This window comes from Paenibacillus sp. FSL K6-2393 (assembly GCF_038002545.1).
Lineage (GTDB): Bacteria > Bacillota > Bacilli > Paenibacillales > Paenibacillaceae > Paenibacillus.
Genome location: NZ_JBBOCU010000001.1, coordinates 574,426 through 592,272 on the forward strand (window position 1 = coordinate 574,426; position 17,847 = coordinate 592,272).

At 48.3% G+C, this 17,847-nt stretch carries 13 protein-coding genes; 8 read left to right on the plus strand and 5 right to left on the minus strand.

Features of this window, described 5'->3' with window-relative positions; all coding sequences use genetic code 11:
• The first annotated feature begins 77 nt into the window (after positions 1-77).
• Positions 78-707 (plus strand): molybdenum cofactor guanylyltransferase, encoded by a 630-nt coding sequence (gene mobA, locus MHI14_RS02480; RefSeq protein ID WP_341129818.1) that lies wholly within the window; start codon positions 78-80, stop codon positions 705-707.
• Here the strand turns inward: mobA and MHI14_RS02485 are convergent.
• Positions 677-1,648, minus strand: coding sequence for an AraC family transcriptional regulator (locus MHI14_RS02485; protein WP_341129819.1), 972 nt, complete (start codon positions 1,646-1,648; stop codon positions 677-679). The two genes, mobA and MHI14_RS02485, sit on opposite strands and share 31 nt — an antisense overlap.
• 248 nt (positions 1,649-1,896) lie before the next feature.
• On the opposite strand from MHI14_RS02485, the gene MHI14_RS02490 reads away from it, so the two are divergent.
• The 6 genes from MHI14_RS02490 to MHI14_RS02515 all read left to right on the plus strand — a co-directional run bounded on the left by MHI14_RS02490 (position 1,897) and on the right by MHI14_RS02515 (position 10,405).
• Positions 1,897-3,900, plus strand: coding sequence for a beta-galactosidase (locus tag MHI14_RS02490; protein WP_341129820.1), 2,004 nt, complete (start codon positions 1,897-1,899; stop codon positions 3,898-3,900).
• 290 nt (positions 3,901-4,190) lie between these two features.
• The gene (locus MHI14_RS02495) at positions 4,191-5,981 is read left to right on the plus strand and encodes a sensor histidine kinase (RefSeq protein ID WP_133386125.1); all 1,791 of its coding nucleotides are present in this window, start codon (positions 4,191-4,193) and stop codon (positions 5,979-5,981) included.
• A complete protein-coding gene (locus tag MHI14_RS02500) occupies positions 5,978-7,087 on the plus strand; it encodes a response regulator (protein WP_341129821.1) in 1,110 nt (369 codons plus the stop codon). The genes MHI14_RS02495 and MHI14_RS02500 overlap by 4 nt, the downstream gene beginning before the upstream one ends.
• 147 nt (positions 7,088-7,234) lie before the next feature.
• Complete coding sequence (locus MHI14_RS02505; RefSeq protein WP_339311118.1) at positions 7,235-8,515, plus strand: ABC transporter substrate-binding protein; 1,281 nt, start codon at positions 7,235-7,237, stop codon at positions 8,513-8,515.
• A gap of 181 nt (positions 8,516-8,696) precedes the next feature.
• The gene (locus MHI14_RS02510) at positions 8,697-9,581 is read left to right on the plus strand and encodes a carbohydrate ABC transporter permease (protein ID WP_017691891.1); all 885 of its coding nucleotides are present in this window, start codon (positions 8,697-8,699) and stop codon (positions 9,579-9,581) included.
• Positions 9,578-10,405, plus strand: a complete 828-nt coding sequence (locus MHI14_RS02515; RefSeq protein WP_133386124.1) for a carbohydrate ABC transporter permease — start codon at positions 9,578-9,580, stop codon at positions 10,403-10,405. The genes MHI14_RS02510 and MHI14_RS02515 overlap by 4 nt, the downstream gene beginning before the upstream one ends.
• Positions 10,406-10,564: 159 nt before the next feature.
• Here MHI14_RS02515 and MHI14_RS02520 read toward each other — a convergent pair whose 3' ends face one another.
• Complete coding sequence (locus MHI14_RS02520; protein ID WP_341129822.1) at positions 10,565-12,058, minus strand: aminotransferase-like domain-containing protein; 1,494 nt, start codon at positions 12,056-12,058, stop codon at positions 10,565-10,567.
• Positions 12,059-12,193: 135 nt separating this feature from the next.
• On the opposite strand from MHI14_RS02520, the gene MHI14_RS02525 reads away from it, so the two are divergent.
• A complete protein-coding gene (locus MHI14_RS02525) occupies positions 12,194-12,802 on the plus strand; it encodes a LysE/ArgO family amino acid transporter (protein WP_341129823.1) in 609 nt (202 codons plus the stop codon).
• A gap of 208 nt (positions 12,803-13,010) precedes the next feature.
• Here the strand turns inward: MHI14_RS02525 and MHI14_RS02530 are convergent, their stop codons facing one another.
• From MHI14_RS02530 to MHI14_RS02540, 3 genes are all read right to left on the minus strand, one after another.
• Positions 13,011-13,847, minus strand: a complete 837-nt coding sequence (locus MHI14_RS02530; protein WP_036612668.1) for a methyl-accepting chemotaxis protein — start codon at positions 13,845-13,847, stop codon at positions 13,011-13,013.
• Positions 13,848-14,227: 380 nt separating this feature from the next.
• Entirely contained in the window at positions 14,228-15,229 is a 1,002-nt protein-coding gene (gene moaA / locus MHI14_RS02535) for a GTP 3',8-cyclase MoaA (protein WP_341129824.1), read from the minus strand.
• Positions 15,230-15,348: 119 nt separating this feature from the next.
• The gene (locus tag MHI14_RS02540) at positions 15,349-17,574 is read right to left on the minus strand and encodes a methyl-accepting chemotaxis protein (protein WP_341129825.1); all 2,226 of its coding nucleotides are present in this window, start codon (positions 17,572-17,574) and stop codon (positions 15,349-15,351) included.
• Positions 17,575-17,847: the final 273 nt, after the last annotated feature.

The window sequence follows — 17,847 nt, forward strand, 5'->3', positions numbered from 1 at the left end:
AGGGGATTCAATGCATAGTGAACGTTTTGAAATTGATGCAGTCAAACACATATCGTGATCTGAAGGAGGATAACAACATGAACACGAGGGAATGGACAGGCATCATATTGGCAGGAGGTTTATCCAGCCGCATGGGGACCAACAAGGCCATGCTGGAACTGAACGGTTCCCTCGTACTGCAACATGTCACGAAGGCCATGAGACCCGCCGTATCCCGTATCATCGTGGCTGCCGGACCCAATGTGACAACCTACGGTGCAATGGGCTACGACTGCGTTCATGATCACTATCCGGGGAAGGGGCCACTCGCCGGTCTTCACGCGGCACTGGAAGCTTCCGATACAGACTGGAATCTGGTATGCGCCTGCGATATGCCGCTCCTGCAAACGTCTTTTTTTGATGGAATAAAAAAGCTGGTCGAATCGCATAATTCTTATTCTGCTATCGTTCTACGCGTGGATGGACATGTCCACCCTCTTGCAGCGGCTTACCACAAACGAGTGCTCCCTGATCTTGAGCAGCGTCTGATTCAGGATCATCTTCGAGTCATGCGATGGCTTGAAGAGATCGGTTGCCGATATGTCGAAGCCGAAGAGCTTGAGAGAGCGGGTGTTCATCAAGTTGCGATGCAATTGAGTAATATGAACACGCCGGAAGAATACAAGCGTATCCGTAATCAAGTTTCTGGGCTCGATTCCGATCTGTAGGATACAGGATCACCTGATGCATCTGCATGATGATTGCGATATTGAAGCGGGCTTTGGCCTGTCCAACGTTTGAATTGTCTGCTGAAATGGGACAGATGGGTGTAACCGAGCTTCCACGCAATTTCCCCGAGCGACAGCTCTGGCTGTTCGATCAGTACTTTGGCCTCCTGCAACTTCAAGCTGGACAAGTAAGCCCTGGGCGACCGCCCGTACACCTTGCGAAAGACCTGTAGACCATATCCCGGGCTGATGCCAAACGAGGATATAATCTGCTCTACTTTGACCGTGGATACACTGCTTTCCTTGGTTCGAAGCTGGGCATGGAATGCCTGCTTGATTGCCTCCGCTATAGCTCCCGCATAATGCATGGCTGTTGGAGCTGGTGCATGTGAAGCAGCAACGGAAGTGGGGGTCTCCGGTTCATTGTCAGCGGCTTGGGACAACAGGGCGAACAGTTCAAACATGCGGGCCTGCATGATCATTTTGTCAGTAGACGTGTAGGCTTCAGATACGTTAATCATCCCCATCCAACTCTCCAGCACAACGCGCAACTTCCTATTATCTGCCGTACCTGCTGCGTAGATTTGGCTATGCTGTGACATCAGCTTCAGGGTGAAGACTGGATCATCCACATTAAAGTGAGCGCTAAAATAAGTCATGCCTCCCGTGGATACACATTGATTTGTATGTTTGAACCCTGGAGGAATGAGAAGAATGGAACCTTCCTCCACGGTATAGGTAAAACCATGAATCACACTCTCCTGCGTACCTTCGATGATCAACATAATCTCAAAGCCCGGATGTGATTCCTCCGGCATCGCCCATCCATAGGGTACTTGTTGGCTGTGCGCACCATAGAATTTGATGTTACAGTCGATAATAGGAAGCCAGTGGGCCAGCGTATGGTGAGGCATTTCTCGGAGCTGTGATCGCATATCCATCATATTCACCTCGGAAAAGGGTAAAAACAACTTGCCTTATACAATCGGCACCCGTAGTATACTTCATTATAATCAGTTTAACGCAAGCATGGATAATCCATGGCACGTATCAGCGTTTGAAGTGGTTGCTGAACAATCCAAGTTCTTCAATCGATAATAATGTAAACGCTACCATTATGGATTGGAATATGTCAACTCTTGCACACGTCAAGATCATTATATTTTCCACCTAAAAAGGAGATTAAATCATGGACAAATTATTATATGGTGTAGCTTACTATGATGAATATATGCCTTACGAAAGATTGGACAAGGACATTCAGATGATGAAGGATGCAGGTATCAATGTGGTCCGCATTGCAGAATCAACCTGGAGTACCCATGAACCGCAGAATGGCGTATTTGACTTCTCTTCCGTAGACCGTGTGCTGGATGCCATGCATGAGGCGGGGATTCAGGTTATTGTAGGAACACCAACGTATGCTGTTCCAACATGGATGGTTAAGGAACATCCGGACGTGCTGGCTACCACCTCACAGGGACCTGGCAAATATGGTGCAAGACAGATTATGGACATTACTCATCCAACCTATCTATTCTATGCCGAGCGAATCATACGCAAGCTGATCTCTCGGGTGAGCACACATCCAGCGGTAATTGGATATCAGACAGATAACGAGACGAAGCATTACAATACGGCCGGAGATAATGTCCAACTGCAATTCGTAAAATATATGCGTAACAAGTTCAGCTCCCTGGATGAGCTTAACAAGGAATTTGGTCTCGATTACTGGAGCAATCGAATCAATAGCTGGGAGGACTTCCCGTCTGTGGTAGGAACGATCAATGGCAGTCTTGGTGCTGAATTTGCCAAATTCCAGCGACAGCTGGTAACCAACTTTTTGGCTTGGCAAGTGGGAATCGTGAATGAATACAAACAGGAAGGACAGTTTGTTACCCAGAATTTTGACTTTGACTGGCGTGGGTATTCCTACGGCATTCAAGGGGATGTGGACCATTTTGCCGCATCGAAACCTTTTGACATTACCAGTGTGGACATCTACCATCCTTCCCAGGATGATCTGACGGGCATCGAGATTTCATTCGGAGGGGATGTAGCGCGTTCCACCAAACAATCAAATTACCTTGTACTGGAGACCGAAGCGCAGGCGTTCTGGCATTGGGTTCCCTATCCGGGACAGCTACGTTTGCAGGCATTCAGTCATCTGGCATCGGGAGCGAACATGGTCGCTTACTGGCACTGGCATTCGTTGCACAATTCGTTTGAGACGTATTGGAAAGGTTTGCTCAGTCATGATTTCGAACCGAATCCGGTGTACAACGAAGCAAAGACCATTGGCAGGGATTTTGCCCGACTCAGTCCAAAGCTCGTTAATCTGAAGAAAAAGAATCGGGTAGCTGTGCTGTTCAGCAATGAGGCGCTCACATCGATTAAATGGTTTGGATTTAACTTCACCAGTGACAAGAACTACAATGACGTGGTGCGCTGGATGTACGATGAATTGTACAAGATGAACATTGGCTGTGACCTGATCGATCCATCGGTTGAGAGTTATGCGGGGTATGATGTGCTCGTTGTACCTGCTCTGTATGCAGCTTCGGATGCATTGTTGGAAAAATTAAATCAATTCGTACAGGATGGCGGACATATCGTCTACTCGTTCAAAAGCGGATTTGCAAATGAGCATATCAAGGTACGCTCTACCCGCCAGCCCGGCCTGATCAGTGAGGCATGCGGGATCAGCTATAACCTTTTTGTAGAGCCCAAACATGTCTCGCTGCGCGATGATCCATTCGAGGTTGGTCAGGAGCAGAACCAGATTCACACCTGGATGGAACTGATTACACCAACAACGGCTGAAGTACTTGCTTGGTATGATCATCCACATTGGGGCGAATATGCGGCAATTACCCAGAACACCTATGGAAAAGGCAAAGCAACCTATGTCGGATGTTATACCAGTTCTGCGGTGATCCGTAAGGTGTTGGAACGTGTCATGAAGGAAGCGGGCGTATGGGGAGCTGAGCAGGAGCTGGCTTTTCCTATCATTGTGAAGACAGGTGTGAACGATCAAGGAAGCACGATTCGCTACTATTTCAATTACGCGGATGAGGCAACATCCTTCGTGAACGCCTATGGCGAAGGGACCGAACTCCTGGCAGGAACCCCGATAGCTGCGGGAGAGAAGATCGAACTTGAGCCATGGGGCATACGGATTATCGAACAATAATAGGAAATAATAGAGTAGGCAATGGATGCTGAACTATAAATTTACACAAAAACGGAGATGACAGAAATAACCTAACGAAGCGAAGCGTGCGCCTTTATCCCCGGATTTTCCCTTTTCAAAAAGGGAATCAGAAAAAATCTGGGGATAACAGCGATCGAAGGTTGTTCTGCCATCGAAGTGTCCGTGTAAATAGCATTAGTTGTAACATTTCCAAACGAATATAAAGACCAAAGCGCCCTCGGCTTCCATGCTGGGGCGTTTGTCTATTTTAGCTCAGGAGTGGATGCGCTGTGTTTACCGAATGTTATCGGAAGCTGACAGATCCTTTCAAACGCAGCATTCGCAATAAATTGATTCTTACCATGACGCTGCTGGCCGTTCTGCCTGTCATTGCCATGACCGCTATGGCAGCCGAGAATACCCGCTCTTCCATGGAAGAGGAGATTATGGAGACCAACCGAGCCAATATGAACTGGGCCTCCATCTATCTGGGTGAACAGTTCGCTCGCATGAACAATATTATCTATTCGATTCAGATCAGTGACGAATTGCATCAATATCTGGCGTTGAACGAGGAAGCGCCGGCAGCCAGCCGATTCGACGAACAGAAGGCCATGTTCAATATGCTGAACAGTGTATACTATTCTGCCGGCAATTATGTATTTGGCGTTGAACTGTATCTGAAAGAATTGGACACCCTGTTCACCTTCAACTCCATGGATTCTCGCATCAAGGCGGTATCGGAAATACCGGAGGGGTATCATGAGCTTTTTGCACAACATAAAGATTTTACGATTATCAATGATCCGGACGATCCGCAAAAGTTTCACATGACCCGTAGTATGAACCGCTTCGAGGATCAGGCACAGATCGGGGCCATCAGTCTGGAGGTCAAGTGGGCTGAGTTCAACCAGACCCTGGAGCTGCTGGATAGCCGGGGAGACTATGCGGTATACATTGCTGATAGCGCGGGTAGTCCGGTCTATCAACCAAACCAAGAGATTCAGCCGTCTGCGGAAGCAATGGAGAAATTGGCAAGCACGAAAGAAAGTTCGGGCTTCATACGGACAGCCAAAGAATATGTATTCTTTCACTCCATCGAGCCGTCAGGATTGCGTGTGATCAAGATTGTACCTGCCCATGTCGTTAACGAAAGTGCTTTGGACACGATGAAATACGGACTGGTTGTGGGTGGCCTGGCAACCGTCATATCTGTGGGACTGGCTGCGCTCGTGGCCTGGCGTACATCAAAGCCCATTGTCAGACTGGCGAATTCCATGAAGGGTATTCAGCTGATCAAGGACAGGGAAGTGGTACGAAGCGGCCGGGTAGATGAGATTGGTCTGCTGGAGAAAAATCTGCACGGCATGGCTAGTCGTATTCGGGAACATATTCGCGACAACTACCTAATGAATCTTGAGAAGCAGACGGCCGAGCTCAAAGCACTGCAATCCCAGATCCATCCGCATTTCCTGCAAAATACGTTGCAGATGATTGGCGGCATGGTCTACTCGCAAAAACCGGCAGACAGTTACAAAGTCATTCGAGCCTTAAGCGAGATGTTTCGTTATATTGTGCGCGCGCCGGATGGACTTGTCCCTCTACAGTCTGAACTCGATCAGTTGGAGCATTATATGCTGATTCAGAAGCAACGTTTTGCCGGCAGGCTTGAATATACCCTGGAGATTACCGGGGAACTTCGGGCATGTTATATTCCCAAGTTGTCTTTGCAACCCATTGTGGAGAACGCATTTTTACATGGATTGGAGAAGAAACCGGGCGAGTGGAAGCTGGGCATTGAAGTCGTCTGTGAACCTACAGATGTAACCATTCGAATTCGTGATAACGGCGTGGGTATGGATGCTGAGAAACTAACGGAGATGCAATCCAGACTGGAGCGGCTTACCTTGCAGGCAGATCGGGTGTGGAGTTCAGGTACAAGTATTGGACTGGTCAATGCTGCCTCACGAATTATAATGCATTTTGGACCTGAATATGGGATGAGCATGGAAAGTGAATACGGACAGGGGACGAGCGTTACGGTACGAATCCCCTGCAATACAGGAGGCGAAGCCTTGTGAACAAAGAACTGTACAGAGTGCTGCTAGTAGACGATGAACCGTGGAACCGGGATATTTTGCGCAACCTGGGAGATTGGAATGAACTCGGCATGACCGTTGCAGGTGAGGCAGAGGATGGTGAGCAGGCCATACAACTGGTCAAGCAGCATCAGCCTCACATTATCATTACGGATATGCGCATGCCCGGTACAGACGGTGTGGAGCTGTTACAGACGCTGAGCGGACAGTACCCACAGATCAAGGTGATCGTGGTGAGCGGATATGACGACTTCAATTATGCAAAACATGCAATCCGCCATCGGGCTGCAGATTATCTGCTCAAACCGGTGAATCCGGATGAACTGAATGGTGTACTTGCCAAATGTGCAAAAGAGTTGGAAAAGGTTGAATCAGCGCCTGAATCATGGGAATCGTATCCTTCTACGTTCGCAGGTGAGTTCTCCCTGTTTCAGCAGCAGGCTCGCTTGCGGTTTAATGACCTGAACGTTCAGAGTCTGCGTGAGTGGTTCCAACAATTGCAGCAGAAGCTGGAACGATGCGAGATTAACAGACCTCGGCAGCTTGGAAGGGTGGCTCATGAACTACAGGCTTTGTTGGATGAACTGTGCGTCTCCAATGGCTTGTACGAGCGGCCCGAAGCAACGGCGCTACCTCCTTCAACAGCGCTGGCTTCCATCGAATCCACGATCACATGGATTTCGACTCCATACTACCAGGCTTTGGAGCAGCTGATTGCGCAGCGTAAATTCAAGAACAAGCTGAACCTGAATGAGGTAAAGCAATACATTGAGCAGCACTGTATGGAGATGATTACGCTGGAGCAACTCGCCCAGATCTTTTTTGTCAGTAAGGAATATCTCAGCAAGGTATTCAAGAAAGAGTATGAGGTGAACGTGACTGACTATGTTATCCAATTACGTATGACGAGAGCGAAGGAATGGGTGATGGATGAACAGATTCCGTTCAAGCATGTTGCCGAGATGGCGGGTTATGAAGATGTGTCCTACTTCTATCGGGTTTTCAAAAAGCATTTCGGAATATCTCCAGGGGAGATGCGGAAGGGACAACCTCGTATGTCAGGCAATTCAAGCAGTAGCACGGAATGAGCCGTTCGAGAGAGCATTTGTGGCAGGATTAAGGTTTAAAATAATCCAATACACAAGTCTAATTTTGTCCAATGAAGCGCTTTCATTCTCTGATATATAATGAGCCTATGAAAGACAAACCAGTTACACACCGGGAGGTCATAAGAGATGAAAGTATGGAAAAACGTAGCAAGTGCGGTACTGGTCAGTGTTCTGCTCGCAGGTTGCGGTTCCAATGCAGGAACGGACAATGGGCAGGAGGAGTCGGCGTCAGGCAGCACGGTATCACTCAAAGTATTCGTTGCACAACCTCGGCTGAAAGAACATTACGATAAATATATAGAACAGTTCAAAGCCAAGGAGAAAGCAGAGAAAAACATTGAGGTGAACGTGCAACTGGAGATGCCGCCTGCGGACAATGCGCCTCAGATTCTGAAGACACGACTCGCCTCCAATGATGCACCGGATGTGTTCGCCTTGCATGCGGTCAATGAGATTCCACCGTTCAGCAAAGCTGGTTATCTGGAAGACCTGTCGGGCCAACCTTTTGTCGATAAGCTGCTGGATTCGGTTAAACCTTCCATAACGGATGCGGAGGGCAAAATCGTAGCTGTTCCATTGGAAACAGTATCATGGGGCTATCTGTACAATAAAGATATTTTCAAAGAGCAAGGACTGGAAGTGCCAACGACGTTAACGGAAATGAAAGCGGTCGTGGAGAAACTCAAAGCAGCCAACATTACACCGTTTGAACTGTCCTACAAAGAAGCCTGGATTCCGCAATTATTCCTGCCACTTACCGTGGGTGCATTAACTCAGTCTGAGCACAAAGACTTCGTGGAGAAGATGAATCAGGATCAGGGCTCCTTTTCCGATATGAAAGCATTGTTCGATATCTTCGATCTCGTCAATGCCAATGGAACAGACAAAGCGCTGGAAGTGGGTGGAGATGATGGTTCAGCAGCCTTCGCATCAGGAAGCGCCGCGATGTGGATTCAGGGACCATGGTTTGCCGAAACGATTCTGAAGTCCAACCCGGACTTTAACTTTGGTGTAGCACCAATGCCGATCAATGACAATCCGGATGATACCAAAATCAATCTGAGCACCTCCACTTCACTGGCAGTATCGTCATCTAGCAAAAACAAAGAAGTGGCACTCGATTTCGTGAACTATATTCTCGATGACAAGGATTCAAGCGCATTCTTCGAAGCGCTCAAATTCAATCCGATTGCCAAGATCCATGACTTCAAGAGCTTCCCGTGGGTAGACGATGCCCAGAAATATGTGAGTGAAGGTAAAGCTTATGAGGACCCATCCCTTCCTCAAGCGGTGAAAGACGAGTCAGGCAAAGCGTTGCAAGGCTACTACTCTGGACAACTAAATCAACAGCAGGTTATCGATGCGCTCGACAAGGCGTGGAAATCCTACAACAAGGTCAACAAGTAAGGAGTTGCGAGAAATTTAGTACCTGCTTTTGTTGGCAAAATCTCAACGGTTTTGGGAGTTTTGTCAACAAATTAGCGGTACTTTATTTCGTCGCAGTCTCCAAGCAGATGATATGGCAGGCAGAACGTTCTTTGTTCCCTCGTTTACAATCATCCGCTTCGAGTGAAAAGGGGGAGAACCAATGGCTACGAATGTGTTCAAGAAGTATCTGTCACTGCTCGCGTTCACTGCGCCTGCCTTTGTCATCTATGCGATTTTCCTGCTGTATCCCACGTTTAGTGGCATGTTCTATAGTCTGACGGATTGGAACGGACTCAATCGGGATTACAGCTTTATCGGTCTGGGCAACTTTGTGGAATTGTTCAAAGAAGATCCCGACTTTCTGAACTCCCTGTGGTTCACGATGAAATATGTAATATTTATGCTGATTCTGCAAAATGGAATTGCCTTGTTACTCGCCGTGTTGATAGAGTCACGGACGCGCAGCAAAGGGCTTTTCCGGACGCTGTTCTTCATGCCTAACATGATCAGTACAATCATCAGTGCTTTCATGTGGACATTCATCTTCTCTCAGGTGTTACCACAACTCGCAGAGAAACTGGCTTTTTCGTTCCTCGACCAGCAGTGGCTGGGTGATCCGAAGTTTTCATTTTACTCCATTCTGATCGTATCGCTCTGGAACGGTGTAGGGTATATGATGATCATCTATCTGGCCGCTCTCCAGGGGGTGCCAAAAAGTCTCAAGGAAGCGGCTGTTATTGATGGGGCCAACGCATTCCAGGTACTGCGCAATGTGGTGTTGCCGATGATTACTCATGCCGTGACCATCTGTTTCTTCCTGACATTGAACGGAGCATTCAAAGTGTTTGAAGTGGTGTATGGACTGACTGGTGGTGGACCGGGTCGGGCCACGCAGGTTATCACGATGAACATCTATGAAGAAGCGTTCTCCAATAACTTCAGATACGGCTATGCGAGTGCCAAATCGGTTGTGCTGTTCATCATCGTGCTCATCTTTACACTCATCCAGATCACCGTCATGAAGAAGAAAGAGGTGGAAGCATGAGGATGCAACGACTGAACAGTTATCTGATTCGACTGCTGCTGATTCTGGGTTCTCTCGTCGCCATGCTGCCGATCTATATGGCGGTGGTGAACTCTTTCAAAACACAGGGTGAGATGTTCGAATCTTTTATCGCGCTGCCGACAACGCTTCACTGGGAGAATTATTCGGACGCGTTTAACAAAATCAATCTGTTGGGCAGTTCGATGAACTCGGCGATTGTATCCTTTCTGGGGATCGGGGGAATTGTCTTCTGTGCCTCACTTGCGGGATACAAGTTGTCACGTACCTCCGGCCGCTTGAGCAACCTGATCTTCTTCCTGTTTGTTGCATCCATGCTGGTACCGTTCCACTCAATCATGATTCCGCTGACACGGGTAGCCAAAGGCATGGGGGTGCAAGGAAGCACCTACGGATTGGCCCTGATCTATATCGGGCTTGGTGTGAACATGGCAATCTTCCTCTATCACGGGTTTGTGAAGTCCATTCCGCGTGAATTGGAGGAGTCGGCTCAGATTGACGGATGTAATGAGTTCCAGACGTTCTTCCAGATTATCTTCCCGCTGCTGCTTCCGATCACAGTCACCATCGCAATTCTGGACTTCCTGTGGATCTGGAATGACTTCTTGCTGCCACTGCTCATGTTGACCGATGTGAATCGTTATACGCTGATTCTGTCCACGAACATGCTGTTTGGTGAATATAACAAGGAATGGCCGTTGATTCTGTCCTCCCTGGTACTGACTGCGATTCCGGTTATTCTGATCTATGCGTTCTTCCAGAAGTTTATCATGGAGGGGATTGCGGAGGGTGCGGTCAAAGGGTAAAACATTCAAAGGTATCCCGCAGCGCAGCTGGTATTTGCCCGTACTGGTATTCGGACAAACTTACGAAACTTACGCGAATAGCCTTGATCTGAAGGACATGGTCCTTCCAGGTCAAGGCTGTTTTTTTGTGGTGAAATCAGGAAACAGTATTCGTCGAAGTCAGGAGCTAGAGTCTATAAGTCTGTGGACGGCCTCTGCGAGGCATTGTATTCCACGTTCCATCTCATCAGGTGAAGCATACGCGTATGAGAGCCGAATGTGACTCGCGTCTAACCGGTCATACAGATAGCCCGGGTGGATAAGTACATTTTGCTCCAGACAGGTATGGAACAATTGGCGGATGGAGAGAGGGGATACAGTGAATTGCAACCAGATATAAAAGCCCCCAGCGGGTATTTCCCACTCCGCTATGCCATGAAAGTGCTGTTGCAACAGATCCAGCATGAAGTCTCTTCGTTTGCGTAACTCAGGGCGAAGGCGTTCCATATGTCCTGCATGATGTCCTTCGGCGAACCACAGGGCAGCAGCTTCTTGGGCGAGTGAACTGGTGCCATAATCGGTCTGCATCTTGATATCTGCGAGACGGCGAATGACCGGCTCTGGCCCAACTAGCCATCCGAGGCGCAGACCGGGACTGACTGCCTTTGACAGGGTACCCATATACAGCACCCGTCCTTCCTGATCACGCGCCTTCAGTGATGACGGAGGAGGTGTATCCAGCCATAGATCACCGTAGGCGGCATCCTCCAGTATGGAGATGCCTAGTGTTCGAGCGGTGGTCATGAGTTCTTCCCGGCGGTGATCACTCATGACAGAGCTGGTGGGATTGTGAAAGCTCGGGATCGTGTAGAGAAGCGAGATATGATCTTGATCTTTGACATGCTGCGCAGCATCCTCCAGGCGTGCAATGTGTAGGCCTTCGTTATCCATCGGGATACCACTCATTTTCAACCCTGCTGACTGAAAGGCGTGAATGGAATAGAGATACGACGGTTTTTCCAGCAGAACCGCTGATCCGCGAGGGAGCAGTCCGACCGAAATCAAGTGCAGCGCCTGAAGAGAACCGGATACAATCAGTATGGAATCTGGAGAGGCCTGAATGCCGGTAGTCTGCAAATGGACGGATAAAGCCTCACGAAGCTCCAGGCTTCCTTGAGGTTCCAGGTAGTTCAGTGTACGAGAACGATGGGACAGGGCATACAGAATGTCGTTAAAAGCATCCTGAGGCATCAGCTCCGGGGCAAGCTCCCCTGTACCAAGACGTATGATGCCAGGCCTGAATTCAGCCTGATTAATCTGCTGGATCTCGGGCAGGTTGGGATAATACCAACCCTCCTCGATGGCTTCATTCCAGTTGGGCATCGCTCCGTGAGCCATGCCATGCCAACCGGAGCCGGAAATATAAGTTCCCCCGCCATGTCTGCCTTCAAGCAGACCCGCGGCGGCCAGATTATCAAGGGCAGTGACCAATGTACTGCGGTTTACTCCCATGGACTCAGCCCATATTCGCTGTGATGGGAGACGGTATCCTGCGGACCATTCGCCCGTTGTGATTTTCTGCCGGATATAGGCTTCAATCTGGCGATATAAGGGCAAGTCGAGAGAAGGATTTGGCTTCCAACCCATGTTTAGCCGGGAATCAGAGCGTTCCATAACCGGCAGAATCACCTCCGTTTTTCTTTGTAACAAACACTATATCATTTGGTTGGGTCTGATGCCATCCAAGTGGTTGGTTACGTCAGTTATCATCTGCCCTAATATGGAGGACAGAGATAAGGGGGAAGAACGATGGAGGTTGTTATTCATGCAGTGGTTCTGGCGTTTGGCCTGATCTTGCCACTGGGTGTGCAGAATGTATTTATTTTTAACCAGGGCATGAGCCAGAGGCGTTATATACATGCCCTGCCTGCTGTAATAACGGCAGGGGTCAGTGATACGTTGTTGATCGGGGCAGCCGTCGGAGGGGTGTCGCTCATTTTGCTGCAATGGCCTTTGCTGGCGAATGTGTTGTATGGCGCAGGAAGCTTGTTTTTGCTGTATATGGCATGGAGTATCTGGAGGTCATCCGAATCTGTGGAAGGTTCGGGGACGGTAATGTCAGCGGGGCGACAGATTGCGTTTGCCGCATCGGTGTCTTTACTCAATCCGCATGCTCTGCTGGACACGGTTGCTGTGATTGGCACCAGTTCACTTCAGTATGACGGGGTGGAGCGCGTCTATTTTGCCCTGACAGCCGCGGTAGTATCTTGGATATGGTTCTTGGGACTTGCAGGTGCAGGCAGGGTGATTGGGAGAACGGATCGAACTGGACGCATCAGTCTGGTGTTTAATCGGTTGTCCGCTGTGGTCATGGTTGGGCTGGCATGTATGATGCTGTGGAAGCTCATCTATTCCTAGAAGGACTGCGATGTGGCTGGTACAACTTGTTAAAATAAAAAACTCCCCGTGACGTTAATCGCACGAAGAGTTCAATGTGGATGCTGAAATTGGTGATCAGCATAGTCTGGTGATCTATTGAGTTGGAACATGTAGTGCTTGATAACGCTTTGGTGTAGCGTCTCTTATATATGGTTGCTCATTTGAGTTAAGGTCATCGTAATCGGATTTATTCTGCCTTCAGTAACATGGATTCAATAAACACTTTCAGATCACGGCTTACACTGTTCAACTGATCAATGACCTCGCTGAACTCGGTTACCAGCACCGCTTGTTGGTTGCTAGACTGTGAGATGGATGTGATCTCTTGCTCCATCTGCTGAATGGAATGCTGAACATCCTTCAAAGAACGTTCGATATTCACCGTAGCTTCTTTGGTACCTGTAGAAAGTTTACGCACTTCAGATGCAACGACGCTAAATCCGGCGCCTGCTTCGCCGGCTCGGGCTGCTTCGATGGCCGCATTCAGCCCCAGTAGATTGGTCTGTTCTGAGATTTCACGGATGAATGCGGCGACCTTATTAACTTCGCCTGAATTCTGTACAGCCATGCGGGTATTATCCAAAATCTGCGTGGAAGATGCCGTCAACTGCTCGGACTGGGCAGCTACCGTCTGCACCATATCTGTTAATTTTCCGCTGATACCGCCGATCAATTCAGTGAAGTACTCCAGTTTTTCCTCATTCTGAAGAGAGAAACCAATGGCAAGTGTACCCACGATATTTCCTTGCTCATCCCGAAGTGGGGTGGCCGCCGAGTTGATTGATGTGCCATAGAATTTTGCATCAATTCGGTTCGCTGAAGTTTCCCCATGTATAAGTGCCCGGCGGAGTGTAGGGTCATCGAGAGAAACGGGGTCTCCTGCCTTGATGCCCAGATCAAGCTCGTTGCTGGGAACATAATACCAGAACTTCTCCGTGTCAGTTACTGCAATCATGATATCGTGTTCTTTGAGCATAATTTTAAAATACGGACTCGCTGCAACGAGTGCTTCAACAATGTTCAATAAGGTTCAGCTCCTATAGTGTATGTGTGCATATCATCTAGATGTATGTATATACATCGTCAGAATTATCGGAATCTTGAAGACCTAACAAGGGCAATAAGGTATATTAATTAAATTTTTAACAAATGAAACAGGAGAATTGATGATTTTCAGGAATTTATGAAAACATAACGAAAAAGCAGGCGAGAACAATCAAGTTCTCGTCTGCTTTGCTATCCACTTATCTGTGCAATGCTCCATTTCCCGTGATCATGCTGATTTACGTAAGGGTTCACCTCATCAGCGTTACCTCATGAGTTGTGTGTAGAGGTCATCCTGACGGTACAAATATGTACCGTACGTACGCAGTAATACGCGGTTGTGTTATATGCGTACTGTTGTTATCCGCCAATCTGGGACATGCGCCGTACAGTCGGCGTATGAGATTGCATTTTTTGTTCCAAAGCCAGAGCCATCTCATGGTTCTTTGGTTTCGTACCTAACGCTTTGAGGAAAAGTGCCGCCATGGCATCTGGATCATCCACGAAGCGACGAACATTATACTCATCCGACCAGTAGAGGCAGGCTTTGATATGTCCGTCAGCGGTCAGCCGAAGTCGGTTACAATTGTCACAGAAATGATCACTCACGGGATGAATCAATCCAAATGTGCCTTCGGAGCCCACAATTTTCATATTGCGTGATGGGCCATTGCCCGCAGGGCCTGTTGTATTTTCTACCGTCCAGCCTGCTTCAGCACATACATCTGTCACGGCTTCCAGCGGCAAATAAGATTTGCGCCATGAATCCGAAGCCTGTCCAATCGGCATATATTCAATAAAACGCACATGAAGAGGTTGATTAATCGTCATTGCAATAAAATCCTTGATCTCATCATCGTTAATGCCCTTCATCAGCACGACATTTAGCTTGATCGGAGCAAGGCCAGCGGCTGTTGCAGCTTTAATGCCTTTCAGTACCTTGTTCACATCTCCGCCCCGGGTAATCATGGAGAAGCGATCAGCCCGCAGTGAATCCAGACTGATGTTAATTCGGTTCAATCCAGCGTCTTTCAATGCCTGAGCTTGTTTATCTAGTAGAAGAGCGTTGGTTGTGAGTGCAATATCGTCAATCCCGTCGATCGCCGAGATCATGCCGACGAGCTTGTGCAGATCCTTGCGCACCAGCGGTTCGCCCCCAGTGAGCCTAACTTTACGCATACCCATCGGAGCAAGCACCTTCAGCACCTGTGCGATCTCTTCGTAGCTCATAATCTCATCATGTGGAGCAAACTCCATACCCTCTGCAGGCATGCAATACACACAGCGTAAATTACAGCGGTCCGTAACAGAAATACGGATGTAGTCATGTATCCGGCCAAATGAATCCTGAAGCAGTTCCATGCAGACCACCCTTTCATCGGTTCAGATTGGAAATCTTCTATTATAAATGATACGACAATTTCAAAAGGAACAGTTGCATCAAATTTTAGCTATTTCTCCAATCCGCGTCAACGATAACGTCAGATGACAGCATTTTTGGCGGGGTGGTTCAGGTGGAATTGTCCCACGAGTTGTTGCAGAAAGACCGTGATGGCTTCCACGTTATGCGAAGAATGCTGAACCTGTAACATATCACGGATCAGCTCCATCATCTCAGCTTCTACCTCAGCAGAAGTCGCCCGATTTTGATGGCTGATTGCAGCAATATTCTCCATCAGCATGACCACTTGATCCACGACTTGTGTGCGCTCAGGTTCTTCAGCCGTAGCATTTTGCAGAAGTTGCGAAGCGGCCTGAACCAGTGTTGTTCCTTCAGCCAGTACCTGATCACCCTCTGTGATTAATTGAGATGCAGCTCCTGCTGCCGTTGAGATTCGGTCCAGAATCTGATGGATATTTTCCGTAGAAGAACGGGATAATTCGGCCAGCTTGCGGATTTCCCCTGCTACGACCGAGAAGCCTTGACCATGTTCGCCCACGCGTGCAGCCTCAATGGTAGCATTGAGAGCCAGCAGGTTGGTCTGAGCTGAAATTTCATCAATGACAGCCAGTGCACGGTAAATCTCTTTCATGGTATCCATGAAGGACAGGATGGTACGGTTGGTATCGGACACCGCTCCTGAGATTTGGGTCATTTTGTCGCCGATTCGTTCCACTTCCTGCTGAGCCACGCTGATCTGTTCGGTAGCAGAGGTCTCCAGTTGTTGCAGCGTTATGCGCATGTGATCAGCAGCAATCTTGGCCTGGTCGAGATCTTCCAGTTGGGTGCGAATGGCCTGAATCATCGAACCAAGCTTGTGGTTCACACGCTCAGTCGTACCCTGGGTTGTCTCTGTTGAAGTTCGCATCTGATACTGGTTGTCCATAACGTCTACCGTGGCAAGTTGTACCTTCAGCATAATGCCTTCCAGAGAGTCAATCATGTTGTTGATCCACTTCGCCAGTTCACCCGATTCGTCTTGGGCAAAAGCAGACGTGTCTAGACGTTGGGTCAGATCCCCCCTGCCTTCGGCGTTAATTCGAATAAATCGGCTGATGCGGCGTAAGTCTTCATGAACCCGTCGATATTGGCTACGATGCAGCTGTAATGCAGTGAAGAATCCGAATAACACATTAAAAGCGGCCATTGCTGCCGCACTCCAACCACTACCAGTGAGGGCATAGACAAGAGCGGCTCCTGCAACGCCTGACAAAAGCGTGAAGAGACTGTGCTGCTTGAACTGGCGCCAGCCGATGCTTCGTATCCGATACACTTCCTCCAGATCCCCTTCACACATCATGCCCCAGCGATCAGGACAGTGTGGCAGCTGGAAGGTGATGCCTTTACCGATCACAGAAATATGGCGATAATCCGAGTAGCCGGGAAAGGCTACGAACAGATTGGAACCATTCTGAATGGTGTTTGCTACTCCGGGGTGTAGTTCTCCAGTCGATGGATCAGTGAACATGAGTTCCAGTTCGGTATGCTCCTTGACGGAAACGATACCCCATTCGGTGGTGACACCATCTTTGAGGTTTTCCCCATGCGTAAAGGTGCGGTCTTCGAAGCGGCTTCGGGATAAGGCGGTACCGGGTTGCAGATGGGGCCGTAATATTGACTCAGCCATAAAGAGATAATTGTCACCAGAATCGGGATAGATATGACCTGATTCTCGTTGGATCAGGTCACCGAGTACATCCCCGGGTACTCGGCTGCATAATGAACCGACATATCGACCTTCCTGCAGGATTGGGGAGATAAACAGCAAGGTGACATCATCGTGAAAATTGGACGAGCGTGGACCAATATCCAACGTCAGTGGATCAGAATATGGACCATACAAGCATTTTTTGCCATGACGATCTGCTCTGGAGTATTTCAATCCTGGTCCAATTAAAGCTTCGTAATCTTCATAAATCTGTCCAATATGTTTCTTATATGTAGAGAATACCACCTGATTCTGTTCGTTCAGCATGAATAGCTCCGTACTGTCTACGGCTCGAATATAACTGGATTGAAACCATGCATCTAGTTTGCTTAGTTGCTGTGAACCTTGTAATACATCCTGTAATTGGACCGACTGTATCTGTTGAAGCAAACGATCCAGGTGATTCCATTGTTCATCTGCCCAGTCCATCATAAGCTGCCGTCTCGTTTCGGCAATCCCCTCAAAAATCTGTTCCACATCTTCTTTCATATGTGCGTTCAACCGATACGATCGCCACAGCGGCAATCCTTTTCTCCATCCCAGCCAATCAAACATCATGACCACCCCGATTTCTGGATTTGAAAGCTTCGTTCTACTGATCTTTGGATAGACCTATATATGTGATTTTCAAAGTGATATGTGACAGAGGAATCCAACCTGCGTGGTGATTGATCCGGAACAGTGATACCGCCTTCATCATTCAGGATCGTTGACTCACGTTGAGGTGGAAGCCCTTGTACGTCTATTCAATCTTTATACAAGAAAACGAACAAGAATACGAGGGGATATGTCATATTTTCCGAATATTTAATCAATAAATACAAATGATTG